We start from the raw sequence: 18,114 nt of genomic DNA on the forward strand, positions 1-18,114 counted from the left end.
TTCACGCCTTCACTCCCACCTTCGCGCGGACCGCGCGCGCCACCGCCGGACTGACGAAACTATCGATGGCCCCGTCCAGCCTGGCGATCTCCTTGACCAGCCGGCTGGCGATCGCCTGGTGGCGGGGGTCGGCCATCAGGAAGACCGTCTCGATCCGGTCGTTGAGCCGCTGGTTCATCGCCGTCATCTGGAACTCGTACTCGAAGTCCGCCACGGCGCGCAGGCCCCGCACGATCACATTGGCGTCGAGCGACTCGGCGAAATGCATCAGCAGGGTGTCGAAGGGCTGGACCACGATGTCGGCCTGGATTTCCGCCACCTCGGCCTGGACCATGGCCACCCGCTCGCCGGTCGAGAACAGCGGCCCCTTGTCGTCGTTCTTGGCCACGCCGATGACCAGCCGGTCCACCAGCTTCACCGCCCGGCCGATGATGTCCATGTGACCGTTGGTGACCGGGTCGAACGTCCCCGGATACAGGCCGATGCGCATGGCTGATCCCCTCCGCCGGCTCCGATCTAGCAGCGGCTGAGCCGGGAGCCTAGCCGACGCGGGCCGCCGGATGAAGGTCGCGGCGAGAGGAACCCCGCCCTCGCCGCGCGGTTGTCGCTCGCCGACATCAGGCCCCCATGCACAATCTCAAAGGACGTCCCATGACCCAGACCATAGCCTCAGCCGTTTTCGACAGCGAAGCCGACGCCGACCGGGCCGTCCACGAACTTCGGAGCGCGGGCGTGCCCGACAGCGCCCTCTCCATCGTCGCCCATCAGGAGGGCCGCAGCTTCGCGAGCGGTCAGGAGCATCAGGGAGACGAGGATCATCACAAGGGCGGCAGCATCATCCGGGGCCTGGTCGGCGGCGGCGCGCTGGGGGCGGGACTCGGCGTCGCCGCCCTGGCCATTCCCGGCGTAGGCCCGCTCGCGGCCTTGGGCGCCATCGCGGCGTCGGCGACGCCCGGGGCGATGGCCGCCGGCGCCGGGGTGGGCGCGGTGGCCGCAGGCCTGGGCGAGTCGCTTCGCAAACACGGCGTGAGCGACGAGGACGCGGACTACTACGGCGAGCGCCTCAAGGACGGCGGCGCGCTCGTCACCGTCGACGCCGGGACCGCCGGCCTCAGTCCCGAGGCGGCGCAGGACATCCTGTATCGCAGCGGCGGCCACAGCTCGTCCCGGGCGCGATCGCTGGATCCGCGCTGAATCAAATCGCCTGGGCCTCACGGGAAGCCCAGGCCGCGCCCAGCCGGGAGATCGCCTCCGGCTGGGCGCTGTAGCGGTGGCTGTCGATGGCGGAGACCGCGCAGGCTGGCGTGGCGCTGTTGCAGATGAAGGCGCCGTCGAACCCGGGGAGGTCCTGCACATGCACAGGACGGGTCTGGGACCTCAGGCCAACGGATCTCAGCCCCTGATCGATCAGCGTTTGCGCCACGCCGCAAAGCATCGGCGCCTGGGGCCAGACGACCGTGTCCCCCTCAAGTAGTCCGATGTTCCAGAGACTGCCTTCGGAGATCACCCCGTCCGCGCCGACGAACAGGGCGTCGTCGAATCCTTCGGCGCGCGCCTGCCGACGCGCGCGCATGAGTCCGAAGGTGGCGACGTGCTTCAGCTCCGGCGCCTCGCGCGCATAGGCCTGCACCTGAACCCTCAGGGGCCCCTGAAGAGGCGGCGGCGGATCGAACACGCCAACCATCACGCTGGGCTCGCCGACCCAGCTGGCGTCGCGGTGGGTGATGTGACGCGAGAACAGGCTGACGCGCAGCCAGGCGTCCTGTCGCCCGTCCAGCGCGCTCCTCATCAGACCGCGGAACCGACCCTCCGCCGGGGCCTCGCCGAACAGCTCGATCGCCTGGCGGGACAAGCGCTCCAGATGCAGGTCCAGCCCCCGCACCCCACCCTGCTCCACCCGGAACGAGGTGTAGGCGCCGTAGTTGGCCAGCGCCATGTGGGCCAGGTCCTCGGACGTCGCCGGGGCGCCGTCGATGAACAGCGCCGCCTTCAAGCTCAGGCCTCGGCCTCGACGTCCCCGCCCTCATCCTCGCCGCCGCTCTCGGGCAGGCGTTCGACCGAGACGACGCGCTCGCCGTCGGCCGTGCGGAAGATGGTGACGCCCTGGCTGGCCCGGCCGACGATGCGGACCTGGCTGATCGGGGTGCGGATCATCTGGCCGCCCGAGGTGACAAGCAGCAGGTCGTCGCTCTCCTCCACCGGGAAGGCGGCGGCCAGGCGCGCGCCCGCCCGACCGCCCAGGCCGTGCGCCGTCAGGCCCTGTCCGCCCCGGCCCGTGCGCCGATATTCATAGGCCGAGGAGCGCTTGCCGAAGCCGGTCTCGGTCACCGTTAGGATGAACTGCTCCGCCGCGCCCAGTTCTGCGATGCGCTCGACCGACAGGACAGCGTCGCCCGTCGCCTCGTCGTCGGCGTCCGCCGGCGTCTCGTCCGGCTCGTCGCCGGCGGCGCGGCGCATGGCGTTGGCGTGCCGGACATAGGCCGCCCGCTCCTCCGGCGTCGCGTCGACGCGGCCGAGCACGGCCATGGAGATCACCTCGTCCCCGTCCTGAAGCCGGATGCCGCGCACGCCGGTGGAGTCGCGGCCCTTGAACACGCGCACGTCGTCGGCCTTGAAGCGGATGGCCCGGCCGAGCGCGGTGGTCAGCAGGATGTCGTCCTCGCCGGTGCATAGGGCGACGCCGACCATGCGGTCGCCGTCCTCCAGCTTCATCGCGATCTTGCCCGCGCGGTTCACGGTCGCGAAATCGCTGAGCTTGTTCCTCCGCACGTCGCCCGAGCGGGTGGCGAACATGATGTCGTAGTCGCCCCAGGTCGCCTCGTCCTCCGGCAGGGGCAGGACGTTCATGATCGAGTCGCCCGGCTCGATCGGCAGCAGGTTGACGAAAGCCTTGCCGCGCGAGGTCGGCGCGCCCAGCGGCAGGCGCCAGGTCTTCAGCTTGTAGGCCTTGCCGTTGGTGGCGAAGAACAGCACCGGCGTATGGGTCGAGGCCGAGAACACGCCGACGATGGCGTCCTCGTCCTTCATCGACATGCCGGACTTGCCCTTGCCGCCCCTGTGCTGGGTCCGATAGGCCGCCAGCGCCGTGCGCTTGACGTAGCCGGAGTGGGTGACGGTCACGACCATGTCCTCGCGCGGGATCAGGTCCTCGTCCTCCATCTCGGCGTCGCCCTCGCCGATGATCGTCCGGCGCTCGACCGCGAATTCGGCCTTCACCGCCAGCAGGTCCTCGCGGATCACCGCCAGGATGTTGGCGCGGTCCGATAGCAGGGTCAGGTGCCCCTGGATCACGCCCGCCAGGTCGCGCGCCTCGCCCATGATCTCGTCGCGGCCCAGCCCCGTCAGCCGGCTGAGCGTCAGGGCCAGGATGGCGCGCGCCTGCTCGTCGGTCAGACGCAGCTTGTCGCCGTCGATGACGACGCTACGCGGGTCGGCGATGAGCTCGACCAGCGCCATCATGTCGCCGACCGGCCAGGGCTTGGCCTGCAGCCGCTCGCGCGCCTCGGCGGGGTCCGCCGAAGAGCGGATGATGTGGATCACCTCGTCGATGTTGGCCACGGCGACGGCCAGGCCGACCAGCACATGGCCCCGGTCCCGCGCCTTGTTCAGCTCGAACTTGATGCGGCGGACGACCACCTCCTCGCGGTGCTCCAGGAACACCTCGAGCAGACGGCGCAGGCCCATCTGCTCCGGCCGGCCGCGATCCAGCGCCAGCATGTTGACGCCGAACGAGCTCTGCAGCGCGGTGAAGCGATAGAGCTGGTTCAGGATGACGTCGCCGGACGCCTCGCGCTTCAGCTCGACGACGATGCGCATGCCCTGGCGGTCGGACTCGTCGCGGACGTCGGCGATGCCCTCCAGCCGCTTCTCGCGCACCATCTCGGCGATGCGCTCGATCAGCTGCTGCTTGTTCACCTGATAGGGCAGCTCGGTGATGACGATGGCGTCGCGGTCCTTGCGGATCTCCTCGATCGAGGCCCTGCCGCGCACGACGACCGAGCCGCGCCCGTCCCTGAGCGCGTTCCTCGCGCCGGTGCGACCCATGATCTCGCCGCCGGTGGGGAAGTCCGGGCCGGGCACCAGCTCCAAGAGGGCGTCCTCGGCGATCTCCGGATCGTCCAGCAGCGCCACGCAGCCGTCGATCACCTCGCCCAGGTTGTGCGGCGGGATGTTGGTGGCCATGCCGACAGCGATGCCGCCCGCGCCGTTGACCAGCAGGTTCGGAATGCGGCTGGGAAGGACGACCGGTTCCAGCTCCTTGCCGTCGTAGTTCGGCTGGAAGTCGACGGTGTCCTTGTCGATGTCGGCCAGAAGCGCCGTCGCGGCCGTCGCCATGCGCGCCTCGGTGTATCGCATGGAGGCCGGCATATCGCCGTCGACCGAGCCGAAGTTGCCCTGGCCGTCGACCAGCATCAGCCCCATCGAGAAGGGCTGCGCCATGCGCACCAGCGCCATGTAGACAGAGGCGTCGCCGTGCGGGTGGAACCGGCCCAGCACGTCGCCGACCACCCGCGCGCATTTGGAATAGGCGCGCTCGGGCGTCATGTTCAGGTCGTGCATCGAGTACAGGATGCGACGATGCACCGGCTTGAGGCCGTCGCGCGCGTCGGGCAGGGCGCGGCTGACGATCACGCTCATCGCGTAGTCGAGGTAGGAGCGCCGCAGCTCGTCTTCGATGGCGATGACGGAAACGTCGCCGTCGGCGCCCGCGCCGGCGGGAATTTGAGTGTCGTCAGTCAAGGAATTTCAGGCTCTGCGTGGCCGGGAATCGGAACAGGTTCCGTCTGGGGGTTTTCTAACACCCAGGGGGGCCGAAGGCCAAGCGCGCCAAGGCCTCGGAGCCCGTCAGCACAAGGACTTTTCGCATGCGTCGAACGCTCTCCACCGCAATCGCCGTCACAGCCTTCGCGCTGGCCGTTCCCGCCTGCGCCTCGGTGCAGGAAGCCTCGGCCCCGCAGCCGGTCGCGGTGGCGCAACTCCGCACCGCCGAGGGCGGCGACGCGGGCTCGGTGACCGCCTATCGCGGGCCGCTGGGCCTGCTGCTCAGGGTGGAGGGACGTGGCTGGCCCGCCGGCTGGCATGGCGTCCACCTGCACGCCACCGGCGTGTGCGAGGGGCCGGGCTTCACCTCCGCCGGTGGACACGTCGATCACCCGACGACGGACCGGGCGCACGGCCTGCTCAACATGGACGGGGGTCCCGAGCTCGGGGACCTGCAGAACGTCTACGCCGCGGCGGATGGCACCGCGATGGCCGAGGTCTACGCCGCCGGCCCGCAACTGACGGAGCGCGGCCATGACCTGTTGGACGCGGACGGCCTGGCCTTCATCGTGCACGCCAACCCCGACGATCACGTGAGCCAGCCCATCGGAGGGGCCGGAGCTCGGATCGCCTGCGGCGTCTTCGAGGCGCGCTGAGCTACCTTCCCAGCAACCGGTCCCTGGCCGCGTTGAGCCGCGCGGCCAGGCCCTCGGCGCCCCCCTGGTCCGGGTGGGCGCGGGCCATGAGACGGCGCCAAGCGGATTGGACCTCGGCGTCGCTCGCGCCCGGCCCGACGCCCAGCAGGCTGCGCGCCTCTTCGGCCGACATGGCCTCGGCTCTAGGTCGCACCGGGCGATCCCGCGACTGCAGCACAAGATAGAGCGCCCCGATCAGCAGCGCCGGCCCGAGGATGAAGCCGCCGCGCGCCGTCGCCAGCGCGCCGCCGGCCATCATCACCGCCGCGATCAGGGTCGCGGTCACGCGCCACTGGCCGCGCCGGGGGCCCTCGGTCTGCCGCCCCAGCCGCACCAGCGCCCAGACGCCGACGACGGCCACGATCAGCAGGATCGTCCACACCCTCAGGCGGCCTTGTCGAGGTCCAGCCCGTCGACGCCCATCGCCTGCATGAGATTCCGCAGCTCCTGGCGCGCCGCCACGTGCGCCAGCGAGACCGCCACCGGCCGGACCTCGGCGGACAGGTCCGCCACCGTCAGACCGAACGGGAACAGCTCGCGATAGATGACCCGGTCGCGCAGACCGGGCCCGATGCGGAAACCGACCCTCTTGGCCAGCTTCTCCATCCGCTCTTCCAGGCGACGGCGGTTGCGCGCCTCGGCCACGGCCAGGCGATTGGTGACCACCAGCCAGTCGATCGTGGCGTGCCGACCGGCCTTCACGGCCCGCTCCTTGCGCGCCTCCCAGACGCTCATGGCGTAGATCGAGGGGCTCTTCAGATCCAGCGTCACCGGATCGACCTGACCCAGGAGGTCGAAGTCGACGAAGCTGTCGTTCATCGGGGTGATGATCTGGTCCGCCGACGCATGGGCGGCGCGGGACGTCGGGGTGTCCCCCCCCGGCGTGTCGATCAGGATCACCTCCGCCTCGCGCGAGGCCGCCATGGCCGCCTCGAACGCCGCCAGCTGCACCGCCTCGTCCGCCCTGGCGAGCGCCGCGCCGTCCCCCAGGTCGGACTCGAAGGGCATGGGCAGGCGGACCTCGTTGGCCTCGGTCCACGCGGCGCGGTTGGCGAAGAAGCGCGACAGCGACCGCTGGCGCAGATCCAGGTCGATGATGGCGACCCGTCGTCCGGCGTGCAGGAAGCCTGTGGCGACGTGGATGGCCAGGGTGGACTTGCCCGCCCCGCCCTTCTCGTTGCCGACGACGATGACCAGCGGCTGGGTCATGACCCTCTCCGAAGATGGGCGCGCCGACTCACGCACGCGCCATGGACGACCAGACTCGGGGAGCGGCCGCCGTTCGTCAACGAGAGGTTAAGGGGGCCGTCGCCTCAGGCGGCGGACCGGCACCAGGGATCGGCCACATCAGCCAGGCGGCACAGGGCGGCGGCCTGCTTAGCCGGGGCCCGCACCCTCAGGCGGGTGAAGGTGCGGCCGTTGACGTCCACCGTGGTGAAGCTAGGCTCCAGCCCGCCCGCGATGCGTGCGGCCGCGCCGGCGCTCACCTGGCTCCAGGCGGCGCGCGCGGCGGCCTCGCTGGAGAAGGCGCCCAGCTGGATGATCGTGGTTTCGGAGGCGACAGCGACACGGCGGATCGCCTGATCGGTCGTCCGTTGGACGGCCCCGACGGCGGCGGCCTGCACGGCCGGCGCGGCGGCCTCGACGACGGCGGGCGCGGCGGCTTCGACCACGCCCCGCAGACCGGCGTCACGCGCGTCCCACAGGTCGTGTGGGTCCATGACCTCGACCCGAACGGCCGGCCGCAGGCCGGCGTCCGCGCTGGTCGCCGCCGGAAGCCGGGCAGACGGTTCGCCCTTCGCGGGCACGTCCACCGCCGCGACCATGCGCGCCAGGTTCTCGAAGCGGCCCTGATCGGCCTCCATCCCGCCGCCGCATCCGGCCACTGCGATGAAGGGCGCGACGATGAGCGCTTTACGAAGTCGGACACCGAAGGTCATAAGCCGGACCCTAGCGCCCGGGCTTTGAAGCCCCGTTGAGGAACAGGCTTAAAGGCGAGAGTTAACGGGTTCACCATGTCCGCAGACCCTGCCGTCGACCCCGCCCTGCCGCTGCCCGTCGCACGCACGGTGCGCGAGCTTCGCCAGACCGTTCGATCCTGGCGTGAGGAGCGTCTGACCGTCGGCTTCGTTCCGACCATGGGCGCCCTTCACGAGGGGCATATCGGTCTCGTCCGCGAGGCCCTGGGCCGCGCCGACCGCGTGGTCGCCAGCATCTTCGTCAATCCGACCCAGTTCGCCGCGCACGAGGACCTGGGCCGTTATCCGAGACAGGAGGCCCGCGACGCCGAGCTTCTGGCCCAGGCGGGGTGCCACCTGCTGTTCGCGCCCGACGCGACCGAGATGTATCCGCCGGGATTCAGTACGCGGGTGGAGGTTGATGGTCCGTCGGCGGGGCTCGAGACCGACTTCCGCCCCCACTTCTTCGGCGGTGTGGCCCTGGTGGTCGCCAAGCTGCTGAACCAGGTCCAGGCCGACGTCGCGGTGTTCGGGGAGAAGGACTATCAGCAGCTGCTGGTCGTCCGCCGCCTGGCGCGCGACCTCGACATCCCGACCGAGATCGTCGGCGCCCCGACCGCGCGGGACGCGCACGGTCTCGCCCTGTCCAGCCGCAACGCCTACCTGTCCGACGCCGAGTTGGGCGTCGCCCGACGCCTCAACGTCATCCTGCGGGACGCGGCGACGCAAGCGGCCGCGGGTCGGCCCCTACCAGGTGTCGAGCGCGACGCCTTCGCCGCCCTGCTCAAGGCCGGTTTCGAACGCGTCGACTACGTCAGCATCCGCCGCGCGGATGATCTCGCCGCGTTCCGGGACGGCGTCGTGGACGCGCCGGCGCGCATTCTGGCGGCCGCCTGGCTGGGCAAGACGCGGCTGATCGACAACCTGCCGGTCTAGGGTCTGCACCCATAAACTTCGCTATCCTCGGGCTTGACCCGAGGATCGGACGCAGGACCGCGTCTTGCTCGAAGGCGGCGCGCGGACCCCTCGGTACTCCATGCCTGCTGGACGTGCGACGGGACGGTCCGGCCCTCGGGTCGAGCCCGAGGGCGACGGCGGACTGAAGTCAACGAACTACATGAGCGCGGCAATAGGCTGACGACCTAGCCGATCGCGCCGACGCAGCCCTCGATCTCGCCGCGCTCAAGCGCCGCATCCGTCAGCGAGAGCGACCAGCCGTGATGGGTGGCCAATCCCCATCGACGGGCGCTGGACCCCAGACCGGCGTCGCCACCCGCCGAGACCACGACGCGCCGACCCTTGGGCAGGGCGGCCGGGTCGATCTTGGCCACCGCCAGGGAGGTCGGGATATCGCCGCCGAAACCGTCGAACACCGACAGGCTGGACCACTCCCGGACCAGCGCCGTCCACCAGGCGTCGTCCGTGTTGAGCCCCAGCACGGCCACGCCATGACCGTCGGCGGCGAAGCGCAGGGCCGCCTGCGGGTCGCGCACCAGCTTCAGTTCGGCCGCCCGGCCGAAGCGCAGGCGGGCCCCGTCATAGGCGCGGGTCGGATCGGTGGGGGCCCATACCTGGACCTGCAGACGCCCCTGGCGGTTCAGGCCCCAGCCCACGATCTCGCGCCACAGCGCCTCGACGGCCTCGGCGTCCTCGGGGGCCGCGCGGGTCAGCATGCGGGCCATGACCGCCTGCTCGCGGTCAGGACGCAGTTTGGTGTGCGGACCGGTCGGGGCGTCCTTGGCCTGGCCGACGCACGAGGCCAGCGACAGACGCTTTCGGAAGAGATCGAGCAAGGCGTCGTCGATTTCATCGATTTCGTGGCGAAGCGCCGCCAGCGCCATCTGCTCGGCGGTCATTTCGGCGGGCTCCGGCCAGACTTGCTTGAGGGAGGAAGAGGACATGGGACTACGGCTTTCGACATGTTCGGATTTCGATGAGGGATGCGCGTTGGCGCGGGGCCGCCCCGTCGGAGCGGTCGCCGGCGAGGCTGTCAGGAGCGGAAGGAGCCCGACGCCTCAGCCGGCGTATCGAAAGCCGTAGAAGCGATAGCCGAAATAGAAACCGGCCGCGCGCGAGCGGTGGGTGGGCGACAGGCTGTCGGCGCGCGGCGAGGACATGGTCCGGTTCCAGAGGCGAGCGCGAGACGCGCTCTTGTCCCTCAACTCACGCAATCGCCGTGCGACGTCAAGCGGCCGCAGGGCCGATCAGGACAAAACGCGTGCGGTTATCGGGCGAATCCTGAAGGTCGTTGCGCAAAATCGACAGGCCGTAGACCTCGGCGGCGCCGATCGGCGCGACGGCCGCTCGCGTGCGGTCGCCGCTCATCGCCACATCCCGCGCCGCCCCCGCGGTGTCGAACGCCTGCGCGACCGTCAGCCCCATGGAGGCGAGACAAGCCGAGCACTGCGCCAGCGCGGCCGGATGGCTCTCCACCGTGCGGATGTCGGACAGTCGCGCGCCCTCGATCGCCATGAGCGCAAGCCGGATGGGTCGCCACACCTCGGTCAGCACCTGAAGACCCGAGGCCGCGACCAGGCTCGACGCCGGTTCGACGACGCCGATGGTCGAGTTCTCGACCGGGATCAGCCCCAGCTGACAGTCGCTGTCGCGCACCGCCTCGATCGCCGCTTCGAAGGTCTCGAAGGCCACGGCCTCGTCCCACGGACGCAGAGCCAGGCACGCCTCATGGCTGAAGGCGCCCGGCGCCCCCTGATAGGCGACCCGGCCCGGTGCGGTCGTATCGGCGGCGGTGTCGGCTTGGCTCATGGCAACAACGAGGGCGGGGTCACGGATCGTCACGCATTGTCCGGAGGATGGCCGTCGGGCACAAGGCCTGGGGCGACGCGGACGCGAGGACGAGGCGATGACCCTGATGCAGAGGCGCAGCCTCCTGCTTGGCGCGGGCGCGCTGAGCCTCGGGGCCTGCGCGTCGACGACCGTGCTCCCCCCGCCGCCGGCGACCGCACGAACACACCTGCCGCCGCTCAATCTGTCCAGCGACCGCATCGTGCGCATCACGGTGTGCAGCCGTCCGTTCCGTCCCGCGGGGCCCCGGGTCGAGGCGGAGTCGCTGGGCGACAAGCGGCTGGTCCACAACTACGGCCACGGCGGCAGCGGCTGGTCGCTGTCCTGGGGCTCGGCGGAGATCGCGCGCGAACTGGCGCTGTCCGGCGGCGTCGGCTCCGTCGCGGTGATCGGCTGCGGCGCGATCGGACTGACCACCGCGACTTTGCTTCAGCGCGCCGGCGCGAGGGTCACCGTCTATGCGTCCGAACGCCTGCCCGAGACCCGGTCGGCGCGCGCGACGGGCCTGTGGACCCCTGATTCACGCATCGCCGACGCGGACCGCGTCGATGCCGCCTTTCCGGACGTGTGGGAGCGGATGGCCCGTGCGTCCTGGGCCATGCACCAGACCTATGTCGGCCAGCCGGCCGAGCCGGTGGCGTTTCTGGATCGCTACGGCGTCGGCGGCGTGCGCGCGCCCGACCCTGACACGGGCTTCCAGCCCCTGCCCGCCACCCCGCCGGTCGAGATCCGCTTCGCAAGCTACGGCTCACGCCTCGCCGGCCTGACGCCACGCTCGCGTCCTCTGTCGCCGGATCAGCACGGCTTCCAGGCCGAGCGTGTGCGCGTCGCGCCCGAGATGCAGTTCAACATCGCCGAGCTGTCCCGCCGCCTCATCGCCGACTTCCAGGCGGACGGCGGCCGGCTGGAAAGGCGCACCTTCCACACGCCCGCCGATCTCACGGCGTTGTCGGAGCCCGTCATCGTCAACTGCACGGGCTATGGCGCACGCGCCCTGTTCGGCGACGACACCCTGGTCCCGGTGCGCGGCCAGATGGCCTGGCTGCCGCCCCAGCCGGAGGTGCGGTACGGGTTCTACGGCAACGGGGTGTCGGTGATGTCGCGGCCCGACGGCGTCGGGGTGCAGCGGATCGCCGGCGACATGTTCGGGTATGATGTCGAGGGTGAGACCATCGACACCCTCGAGGCGCAGGACGCCATTCTGCGCGCCGCCGCCGCGTTCGCGCCCCGGCCCGCGGCCGTCTGAGCGTCAGGCCGCCTTCGACCGGCTCTGGCGCCCGCTGTTCAGGCGCTCGGCGACCAGGAAGGCCAGCTCCAGCGCCTGGTCGGCGTTCAGACGCGGGTCGCAGTGCGTGTGATAGCGGCTGGACAGATCGTCCTCGGTCACCGCGTGGGCGCCGCCTAGGCACTCGGTGACGTTCTGGCCGGTCATCTCCAGATGCACGCCGCCGGGATGCACCCCTTCGGCCTCGGCCACGTCGATGAAGGTCCGCACCTCGCCGAGGATGCGTTCGAAGGGCCGCGTCTTGTAGCCGTTGCCGGCCTTCAGCGTGTTGCCGTGCATCGGGTCGATCGACCAGACGACTCGCTTTCCGTGGGCCTTCACCGCCCGCATCAGACGCGGCAGCCGGTCCCCGACCTTGTCCGCCCCGAACCGGCCGATCAGCGTCAGGCGGCCCGGCGTGTTGTCGGGATTCAGGATGTCGATCAGCGGCAGCAGGTCGTCCGGCTCCATCGTCGGCCCGCACTTCAGGCCGATGGGATTCTTGATGCCGCGCATGAACTCGACGTGGGCGCCGTCCGGCTGGCGCGTGCGCTCCCCGATCCACAGCATGTGGGCGGAGGTGTCGAACCACTCGCCCGTCGCGCCGTCCAGGCGGGTCAGGGCGCTTTCGAGGTTCAGCAGCAGCGCCTCGTGGCTGGTGAACATCTCGACCCGCGCAAGGATCGGATGCGTCTCCTGCGTCAGGCCCAGGGTGTCCATGAACTCGAGCGCGTCCGCGATCTTCTCCGCCACCTCCCGATACCGGGCCTGGGACGGGTTCTGCGCGGCGAATTCCAGCGTCCAGCGGTGGACGTTGTGCAGGTCCGCGAACCCGCCCTCGGCCAGCGCGCGCAGCAGGTTCAGCGTCGCCGTCGACTGGTTGTAGGCGCGGATCAGGCGCTCCGGGTCCGGCACGCGCTCCTCGGGCGTGAACGCCATACCGTTGATGATGTCGCCGCGATAGCTGGGCAGCTCGACGTCGCCGATCTGTTCGACGGGCGAGGAGCGGGGCTTGGCGAACTGGCCGGCGATGCGGCCCACCTTCACCACGGGCTTCTTGCCGGCGAAGGTCAGGACCACCGCCATCTGCAGGATCAGGCGGAAGGTGTCGCGGATGTTGTCGGTCGAGAATTCCTTGAAGCTCTCGGCGCAGTCGCCGCCCTGAAGCAGGAAAGCCTCGCCCGCCTCGACCTGGGCCAATCGATCGGTCAGGCGCCGCGCCTCACCGGCGAACACCAGGGGCGGCATGCCGCGCAGGCGATCCTCCACGGCCTGGAGCGCGGCCGCGTCAGGATAATCCGTCGGCATCTGCGTGACGGGTTTCGATCTCCAGCTGTCCGGGGTCCAACGCGTGTTCATGCGCCCCAGAATAGGCCTTCACACCCCTCCGAACAATGAACACTGTGCAACTGCGGCATGGGCGACGCACGGAGGCGGGGCATGAAGACGCATCGGGTGAAGACCGACGGCCTGACCCAGCAGGTGCTCGAGGCCGGCGAGGGTCCGCTCGTGCTCCTGATCCACGGCTTCCCTGAGCTGGGCGTCAGCTGGCGGTCGCAGGTCAGGGCGCTGGCCGACGCCGGCTCCCGCGCCGTCGCGCCGGACATGCGCGGCTACGGCGGCACGGACAAGCCTAAGGATCGCGACGCGCACACCATCCTGCATCTGGTCGGCGACATGGTCGATCTGGTCCGGGCGCTGGGCGAGACCTCGGCCGTTGTCGTCGGTCATGACTGGGGCGCGCCGGTGGCCTGGCACTGCGCCCTGATGCGGCCGGACCTGTTTCGCGCCGTGGCCGGCCTGTCGGTGCCGTTCCAGCCACGCCGCCCGAACGGTCCGCCGACGCCGGCAATGGCCGCCATCGCCCGGCGCGCCGGCATGGGCGAGCTCTACATCAACCAGTTCCAGGCCGAGGACGCCCACCGCGTGTTCGAGGTCGACGTGGCTTCGGCGCTGAGAAAGGCCTTCTACGCCTACGACGGCGCCACGCCCGACGCCCGCCAGTCCACGGGGTTCATTCCGGCGGGGCAGGACTTTCTGTCCACCGTCGCCGACGATGCGACCCTGCCGCCGTGGATGAGCGAGGATCATTTCCAAGAATACGTGGACGCCTTCACCGCCGGCGGCTTTCGAGGTCCGATCGACTGGTATCGCTGCCTGGACCTGAACTGGTCGCTGACCGCCTTTCTGCAGGACAAGAAGATCCGACAGCCGGCGCTCTTCATCGTCGGGGAGCGTGATCCGGTGCGCCATTACGCCGGCGCGCACGAGGCGGGGCTGAAGGACTGGGCCACGGATCTGCGGGGCGGGCACGTGCTCGAGGGCGCCGGTCACTGGCTGCAGCAAGAGCGCGCTGATGAGGTGAACGACCTGCTGATCACCTTCATCCGCTCGGTGGCGTGACGCTCAGACCGGGTGCGTCTGATCCGGCTTGGGCGCCGGCTCGGGCGTCGAGGGAACATCCGGCAGGGGGATGAACTCCAGATCGTCCTCGGTCGGCAGCTTCATGCGTCCCGCCTTCCAATCGGCCTTGGCCGCGTCGATCTTGGCTTGGCTGGAGGCGACGAAGTTCCACCAGATGATGCGCTCGCCGACCGGCTCGCCGCCCAGGACCATGACGGTCGACGGGCGCTTGGCCGTCACCGTCGGCTCGGCTGCGGGCTCCAGCACGATCATCTGGCCTTCGTGGAAGGTCTGGTCGCCGACCTCGACCTCGCCCCGCACCACATACAGGGCCCGCTCGGAGTAGCCGCCCGCGCCGCGGCCTGGCGGCGGCGCGGTGCGCACCCCCTCGGCCAACTCCCAGTGCACGTAGAACAAAGGCGAGGACACCGGCACGGCCGCCTTGGCGCCATAAGCCTCGCCCGCGACCAGACGCGCGAACAGGCCGCCGTTCTCATAGGCGGGCTGGTCGGCTTCCCCGTGGTGGTGAAACGAGGGGTCCACGTCCTCGGATTCCAGAGGCAGAGCGATCCAGGCTTGCATGCCATGCATGGGGCCGCCCTGGCTCTTCTTCAGCGGGTCGGTGCGTTCGGAGTGGACCACGCCCTTGCCGGCGGTCATCCAGTTCACCTCTCCGGGCCGGATCGCCTGGGTCGCGCCGGTGTTGTCCCGGTGCATGATCTCGCCCTCGAACAGATAGGTCAGGGTCGACAGGCCGATGTGCGGGTGCGGCCGCACGTTGATCGCCTCGGCGCCCGGCGCGAACTCCGCCGGCCCCATCTGGTCCAGGAAGATGAAGGGGCCGACCATCCGACGCTGGTGGAACGGCAGCACCCGGCCGACCTCGAAACCGCCCAGGTCCTTCTTGCGAGCATTGATGACGAGGTCGATCATTGGCTTGGCCCCGGCTGAGATGTCCCGTTCGAGAGTGGGGCCGCCACCCCACGCGCGCAAGTCGGGCCGGCCGCTGCGGTCCGCGCCGCCAGCCGCTATATGAGCGCCGATGACGGACGACTCGCCCGCCCTGACAGCCGCCGACCTGATCCGCGACGAGGCGCGGCGCGCGCCGGACAAGCCCGGCGTCTATCGCATGTACGGCGAGGACGGCGCCTGCCTGTACGTCGGCAAGGCGCGCAGCCTGAAGAAGCGCATCCTCCAGTACGCCCAGGGGCGCTTCCACACCCAGCGCATCGGCCTGATGGTCAGCCTGACCCGGTCCATGGAGCTGGTGGTCACGGCGTCCGAGACCGAGGCCCTGCTGCTCGAGTCCAACCTGATCAAGCGTCTGAAGCCCCGCTTCAACGTGGTGCTGAGGGACGACAAGTCCTTCGCCGAGCTGATGATCCGGCGGGACCACCGGGCGCCCCAGGTCAGGAAGCACCGCGGCGCCCACACGATCGAGGGCGACTACTTCGGCCCCTTCGCCTCGACCTGGGCGGTCAACCGGACGCTCAACACCCTGCAGAAGGCCTTCCTGCTGCGGTCGTGTTCGGACAGCGTCTACGAGACCCGCACCCGGCCCTGCATGCTGCACCAGATCAAGCGCTGCTCGGCGCCCTGCACCGGCCTGATCTCGCTTGAGGACTACGCCGGGCTGGTGGACGAGGCGAACCAGTTCCTGCGCGGCAAGTCCCGGGCGGTGATCTCGCGCCTGTCGGCCGAGATGCAGGCGGCGTCCGACGACCTGGACTTCGAGCGCGCCGCCCGCGTGCGCGACCGCATCCGCGCGCTGTCGGCCATCACCATGGAGCAGTCCGTCAACCCGGAGACGGTGGACGAGGCCGACGTCTTCGCCCTGTTCACAGACGGCGGCCAGGCCTGCGTTCAGGTGTTCTTCTTCCGGGCGGCCCAGAACTGGGGCGGTCGCGCCTACTTCCCCCGCGTCGACCGGTCGGACACCGACGCCGAGATCCTGGGCGCGTTCCTGGGGCAGTTCTACGAGGACAAGCCGGTCCCCCGCCTGATCCTGTCGAACGTCCGTCCGCACGAGATCGAGCTCCTGGCGGAGGCCTTCTCCATGAAGGCCGAGCGGCGCGTCGAGATCACGACGCCCCAGCGTGGCGAGAAGGCCGATCTCGTGCGGCACGCCCTGACCAACGCCAAGGAGGCGCTGGGCCGGCGTCTGGCCGAGGGCGCGGCGCAAGGGAAGATTCTGGACGAGGTTTGCGAGGCCTTCGGTCTGGAAGGAAGGCCCGAGCGAATCGAGGTGTACGACAACTCCCACATCCAGGGCACGAACGCCGTCGGCGGCATGATCGTGGCCGGGCCCGAGGGCTTCAGGAAGACCCAGTATCGCAAGTTCAACATCCGGGGCGAGGAGCTCACGCCCGGCGACGACTACGGCATGATGCGCGAGGTGCTGCGTCGGCGCTTCTCGCGCCTGGTCAAGGAGGAGGAGGCCGGCGAGGACGTCGAACGGCCCGATCTGGTGCTCATCGACGGCGGCGCGGGACAGCTGGCGGAAGCCGTCGCCATCATGACCGAGCTGGGCGTACACGACATTCCCGTGGTCGGCGTGGCCAAGGGGCCGGATCGCGATGCCGGCCTGGAGCGCTTCTTCGTCCCCGGCAAGCCGCCCTTCATGCTGCCGTTGAAGTCGCCGGCGCTGTACTACCTCCAGCGGCTGCGCGACGAGGCGCACCGGTTCGCCATCGGCGCCCATCGGACCCGCCGCGCCATGGATGTGAAGAAGAACCCCCTCGACGAGATCGAGGGGGTCGGTCCCGGACGCAAGAAGGCCCTGCTTCACGCCTTCGGCTCGGCCCGGGGCGTCAGCCGCGCCAGCGTCGCCGACCTGATCAAGGTCGACGGCGTCAGCCAGGCCCTGGCCGAGCGCATCCACGCCTTCTTCAGGAAGGCATGAGGCTCACCAGCCTTCGACGGCCAGCCCTTCGATGTCGCGAAAGTCGCCGGGGTTCAGCGTAACGAGCGTCGCACCGGCCGTCATCGCCTGGGCCGCGATCATGCGGACCAGCACCTTCCGGCGGGAGTAACCTGCCTTCATGACGATATCCCCGTAGGCCGCAGCCTCGCGTTGACCGAACGCCAGCACCCGCAACTCGCGCAGCAACAGGTCGAGACGTGCGCGCCGAACCGCTGAGTCGTCCATCGCCAAGCCGCCTTGCAGTTCGACCACGGTGACGATGGATACGGCGAGAGTCTCCTCAAGCTTGGCCAATCGCGAAAGCACGGCAGGGTCGCCGTCCCGCACCGGAATGGCGACGCTGGTGTCAAGCAGGATGGTCAATCAGAGGCCCTTGCGCTTCGGCGCGATGAAGGGAGGACGCTTCTGGATCGTCGCGGGCTTAGGCATCGCTTCCAGAGCCTCCACGAGCTCACGCGGCGACATCCGCTTCGGCCGCATGGTGACCACGTCACCGTGACGCTCGATCTCGACCTCGACGCCCGGTCCGAAGGTGACCTCCTTGGGCAGGCGCACGGCGTCGCTGTTTCCGCTTCTGAAGGTCCGGCTGGTGACGGGCATCGGCGAACTCCTGTATGCACATGTATATACGGTTTTGCCGCGCGCCCCAATCGTCTAGAGCGTGCCGCATGAGCGAGTCGAACGATCCCCTGGCCGAGGGCTACCGCCGTTTCCGCCAGAACCGCTGGCCCCAGGAGAAGGCCGAATACGAGGCGCTGGCCGCCGATGGGCAGAAGCCGCATACACTGGTCGTGGCCTGTTCCGACAGCCGCGCCGACCCGGCCCTGATCTTCGATGCGGCGCCGGGCCAGCTGTTCGTCGTCAGGAACGTGGCCAATCTGGTGCCGCCCTATCAGCCCGACGGCGGTCTGCACGGCGTCTCCGCGGCATTGGAATTCGGCGTGAAGGCGCTGGGCGTCCGGCGCATCGTCGTCATGGGCCACGCCCTGTGTGGCGGAGTCCAGGCCATGCGGCTGGGCGCGCCCGAGATCGCGCAGGACTTCGTCGCTCCCTGGGTGGCCCAGGGCGAGGGCGTGGTGAAGGCCGCCATCGCCCACGCCCACGAGGGCGATGAACAGCTCGAGGCGGAAGCCGCGGTGATCGGCCTGTCCTTGTCCAACCTCAGAACCTTCCCGTGGATCGCCGAGCGGGTGGCGCGGGGCGAGCTGGAGCTCCTAGGCCTGCACTTCGGCATCGGCGAGGGCGTCCTGCGCCGTCTGGACGACAACGGCCGGCTCGTTCCCTTGGATTGATAAGGACTTCGGA

The 18,114-nt window shown here is 70.0% G+C and carries 19 protein-coding genes; 7 read left to right on the forward strand and 12 right to left on the reverse strand.

Going from position 1 to position 18,114, the window contains the following annotated elements; translation table 11 throughout:
* Nucleotide 1 precedes the first annotated feature (1 nt).
* Nucleotides 2-490 carry a pantetheine-phosphate adenylyltransferase gene (gene coaD / locus ACFFGE_RS05470; RefSeq protein WP_376835079.1) on the reverse strand — a complete coding sequence of 163 codons (489 nt, stop codon included), beginning with the start codon at nucleotides 488-490 and terminating at the stop codon, nucleotides 2-4.
* 161 nt (nucleotides 491-651) lie between these two features.
* Here coaD and ACFFGE_RS05475 point away from each other — a divergent pair, with 161 nt between their 5' ends.
* The gene (locus tag ACFFGE_RS05475; RefSeq protein ID WP_376835081.1) at nucleotides 652-1,194 is read left to right on the forward strand and encodes a general stress protein; all 543 of its coding nucleotides are present in this window, start codon (nucleotides 652-654) and stop codon (nucleotides 1,192-1,194) included.
* A 1-nt stretch (nucleotide 1,195) separates the two neighbouring features.
* On the opposite strand, the gene ACFFGE_RS05480 is transcribed toward ACFFGE_RS05475, so the two are convergent.
* Both ACFFGE_RS05480 and gyrA read right to left on the reverse strand, forming a co-directional pair.
* Nucleotides 1,196-1,993, reverse strand: coding sequence for an aminotransferase class IV (locus tag ACFFGE_RS05480; protein WP_376835083.1), 798 nt, complete (start codon nucleotides 1,991-1,993; stop codon nucleotides 1,196-1,198).
* A 2-nt stretch (nucleotides 1,994-1,995) separates the two neighbouring features.
* The gene (gene gyrA / locus ACFFGE_RS05485) at nucleotides 1,996-4,740 is read right to left on the reverse strand and encodes a DNA gyrase subunit A (RefSeq protein ID WP_376835085.1); all 2,745 of its coding nucleotides are present in this window, start codon (nucleotides 4,738-4,740) and stop codon (nucleotides 1,996-1,998) included.
* Between the two features lie 125 nt (nucleotides 4,741-4,865).
* Here gyrA and ACFFGE_RS05490 point away from each other — a divergent pair, with 125 nt between their 5' ends.
* On the forward strand, nucleotides 4,866-5,417 hold the full coding sequence (locus ACFFGE_RS05490) for a superoxide dismutase family protein (protein WP_376835087.1): 552 nt from the start codon (nucleotides 4,866-4,868) through the stop codon (nucleotides 5,415-5,417).
* A gap of 1 nt (nucleotide 5,418) precedes the next feature.
* On the opposite strand, the gene ACFFGE_RS05495 is transcribed toward ACFFGE_RS05490, so the two are convergent.
* From ACFFGE_RS05495 to ACFFGE_RS05505, 3 genes are all read right to left on the reverse strand, one after another.
* The gene (locus ACFFGE_RS05495; RefSeq protein WP_376835089.1) at nucleotides 5,419-5,838 is read right to left on the reverse strand and encodes a J domain-containing protein; all 420 of its coding nucleotides are present in this window, start codon (nucleotides 5,836-5,838) and stop codon (nucleotides 5,419-5,421) included.
* Nucleotides 5,839-5,840: 2 nt separating this feature from the next.
* Complete coding sequence (locus tag ACFFGE_RS05500; protein WP_376835091.1) at nucleotides 5,841-6,665, reverse strand: division plane positioning ATPase MipZ; 825 nt, start codon at nucleotides 6,663-6,665, stop codon at nucleotides 5,841-5,843.
* Nucleotides 6,666-6,769: 104 nt separating this feature from the next.
* On the reverse strand, nucleotides 6,770-7,396 hold the full coding sequence (locus tag ACFFGE_RS05505) for an SPOR domain-containing protein (protein ID WP_376835093.1): 627 nt from the start codon (nucleotides 7,394-7,396) through the stop codon (nucleotides 6,770-6,772).
* 75 nt (nucleotides 7,397-7,471) lie between these two features.
* Here ACFFGE_RS05505 and panC point away from each other — a divergent pair, with 75 nt between their 5' ends.
* Nucleotides 7,472-8,350 carry a pantoate--beta-alanine ligase gene (gene panC, locus ACFFGE_RS05510; RefSeq protein ID WP_376835095.1) on the forward strand — a complete coding sequence of 293 codons (879 nt, stop codon included), beginning with the start codon at nucleotides 7,472-7,474 and terminating at the stop codon, nucleotides 8,348-8,350.
* Between the two features lie 206 nt (nucleotides 8,351-8,556).
* Here panC and ACFFGE_RS05515 read toward each other — a convergent pair whose 3' ends face one another.
* Together ACFFGE_RS05515 and ACFFGE_RS05520 are read right to left on the reverse strand one after the other, a co-directional pair.
* Nucleotides 8,557-9,315 carry a chorismate mutase gene (locus ACFFGE_RS05515; RefSeq protein WP_376835097.1) on the reverse strand — a complete coding sequence of 253 codons (759 nt, stop codon included), beginning with the start codon at nucleotides 9,313-9,315 and terminating at the stop codon, nucleotides 8,557-8,559.
* Nucleotides 9,316-9,598: 283 nt separating this feature from the next.
* Nucleotides 9,599-10,180 carry a prephenate dehydratase domain-containing protein gene (locus ACFFGE_RS05520; protein WP_376835099.1) on the reverse strand — a complete coding sequence of 194 codons (582 nt, stop codon included), beginning with the start codon at nucleotides 10,178-10,180 and terminating at the stop codon, nucleotides 9,599-9,601.
* A gap of 97 nt (nucleotides 10,181-10,277) precedes the next feature.
* Here ACFFGE_RS05520 and ACFFGE_RS05525 point away from each other — a divergent pair, with 97 nt between their 5' ends.
* Nucleotides 10,278-11,465 (forward strand): FAD-dependent oxidoreductase, encoded by a 1,188-nt coding sequence (locus ACFFGE_RS05525; protein WP_376835101.1) that lies wholly within the window; start codon nucleotides 10,278-10,280, stop codon nucleotides 11,463-11,465.
* A 3-nt stretch (nucleotides 11,466-11,468) separates the two neighbouring features.
* Here ACFFGE_RS05525 and ACFFGE_RS05530 read toward each other — a convergent pair whose 3' ends face one another.
* Nucleotides 11,469-12,842, reverse strand: a complete 1,374-nt coding sequence (locus ACFFGE_RS05530; protein WP_376835103.1) for a class II 3-deoxy-7-phosphoheptulonate synthase — start codon at nucleotides 12,840-12,842, stop codon at nucleotides 11,469-11,471.
* Nucleotides 12,843-12,923: 81 nt separating this feature from the next.
* Here ACFFGE_RS05530 and ACFFGE_RS05535 point away from each other — a divergent pair, with 81 nt between their 5' ends.
* Nucleotides 12,924-13,886, forward strand: a complete 963-nt coding sequence (locus ACFFGE_RS05535; protein ID WP_376835105.1) for an alpha/beta fold hydrolase — start codon at nucleotides 12,924-12,926, stop codon at nucleotides 13,884-13,886.
* 3 nt (nucleotides 13,887-13,889) lie between these two features.
* On the opposite strand, the gene ACFFGE_RS05540 is transcribed toward ACFFGE_RS05535, so the two are convergent.
* Nucleotides 13,890-14,819 carry a pirin family protein gene (locus tag ACFFGE_RS05540; protein WP_376835107.1) on the reverse strand — a complete coding sequence of 310 codons (930 nt, stop codon included), beginning with the start codon at nucleotides 14,817-14,819 and terminating at the stop codon, nucleotides 13,890-13,892.
* Between the two features lie 109 nt (nucleotides 14,820-14,928).
* Between ACFFGE_RS05540 and uvrC the strand changes: the two genes are divergently transcribed.
* Nucleotides 14,929-16,788: an excinuclease ABC subunit UvrC gene (gene uvrC / locus ACFFGE_RS05545; protein WP_376835109.1), complete on the forward strand. Its 1,860-nt coding sequence runs from the start codon at nucleotides 14,929-14,931 to the stop codon at nucleotides 16,786-16,788.
* Between the two features lie 3 nt (nucleotides 16,789-16,791).
* Here the strand turns inward: uvrC and ACFFGE_RS05550 are convergent, their stop codons facing one another.
* Together ACFFGE_RS05550 and ACFFGE_RS05555 are read right to left on the reverse strand one after the other, a co-directional pair.
* Complete coding sequence (locus ACFFGE_RS05550) at nucleotides 16,792-17,172, reverse strand: PIN domain-containing protein (protein WP_376835111.1); 381 nt, start codon at nucleotides 17,170-17,172, stop codon at nucleotides 16,792-16,794.
* Nucleotides 17,173-17,364 (reverse strand): AbrB/MazE/SpoVT family DNA-binding domain-containing protein, encoded by a 192-nt coding sequence (locus ACFFGE_RS05555; RefSeq protein WP_376835113.1) that lies wholly within the window; start codon nucleotides 17,362-17,364, stop codon nucleotides 17,173-17,175. It abuts the gene before it with no gap.
* 113 nt (nucleotides 17,365-17,477) lie between these two features.
* On the opposite strand from ACFFGE_RS05555, the gene ACFFGE_RS05560 reads away from it, so the two are divergent.
* Entirely contained in the window at nucleotides 17,478-18,101 is a 624-nt protein-coding gene (locus tag ACFFGE_RS05560; protein WP_376835115.1) for a carbonic anhydrase, read from the forward strand.
* Nucleotides 18,102-18,114 lie beyond the last annotated feature (13 nt).

This window comes from Brevundimonas balnearis (assembly GCF_042434805.1).
GTDB lineage: Bacteria > Pseudomonadota > Alphaproteobacteria > Caulobacterales > Caulobacteraceae > Brevundimonas > Brevundimonas balnearis.

Excerpts from the sequence above, each read along its gene's own strand:
- ACFFGE_RS05515 (WP_376835097.1), bottom strand. The coding sequence starts at position 9,315 with ATGTCCTCTTCCTCCCTCAAGCAAGTCTGGCCGGAGCCCGCCGAAATG.
- uvrC (WP_376835109.1), top strand. The coding sequence starts at position 14,929 with ATGACGGACGACTCGCCCGCCCTGACAGCCGCCGACCTGATCCGCGAC.
- ACFFGE_RS05535 (WP_376835105.1), top strand. The coding sequence starts at position 12,924 with ATGAAGACGCATCGGGTGAAGACCGACGGCCTGACCCAGCAGGTGCTC.
- ACFFGE_RS05490 (WP_376835087.1), top strand. The coding sequence starts at position 4,866 with ATGCGTCGAACGCTCTCCACCGCAATCGCCGTCACAGCCTTCGCGCTG.
- coaD (WP_376835079.1), bottom strand. The coding sequence starts at position 490 with ATGCGCATCGGCCTGTATCCGGGGACGTTCGACCCGGTCACCAACGGT.
- ACFFGE_RS05505 (WP_376835093.1), bottom strand. The coding sequence starts at position 7,396 with ATGACCTTCGGTGTCCGACTTCGTAAAGCGCTCATCGTCGCGCCCTTC.
- panC (WP_376835095.1), top strand. The coding sequence starts at position 7,472 with ATGTCCGCAGACCCTGCCGTCGACCCCGCCCTGCCGCTGCCCGTCGCA.
- ACFFGE_RS05540 (WP_376835107.1), bottom strand. The coding sequence starts at position 14,819 with ATGATCGACCTCGTCATCAATGCTCGCAAGAAGGACCTGGGCGGTTTC.
- ACFFGE_RS05560 (WP_376835115.1), top strand. The coding sequence starts at position 17,478 with ATGAGCGAGTCGAACGATCCCCTGGCCGAGGGCTACCGCCGTTTCCGC.
- ACFFGE_RS05520 (WP_376835099.1), bottom strand. The coding sequence starts at position 10,180 with ATGAGCCAAGCCGACACCGCCGCCGATACGACCGCACCGGGCCGGGTC.
- ACFFGE_RS05500 (WP_376835091.1), bottom strand. The coding sequence starts at position 6,665 with ATGACCCAGCCGCTGGTCATCGTCGTCGGCAACGAGAAGGGCGGGGCG.
- ACFFGE_RS05525 (WP_376835101.1), top strand. The coding sequence starts at position 10,278 with ATGACCCTGATGCAGAGGCGCAGCCTCCTGCTTGGCGCGGGCGCGCTG.
- ACFFGE_RS05475 (WP_376835081.1), top strand. The coding sequence starts at position 652 with ATGACCCAGACCATAGCCTCAGCCGTTTTCGACAGCGAAGCCGACGCC.
- ACFFGE_RS05530 (WP_376835103.1), bottom strand. The coding sequence starts at position 12,842 with ATGAACACGCGTTGGACCCCGGACAGCTGGAGATCGAAACCCGTCACG.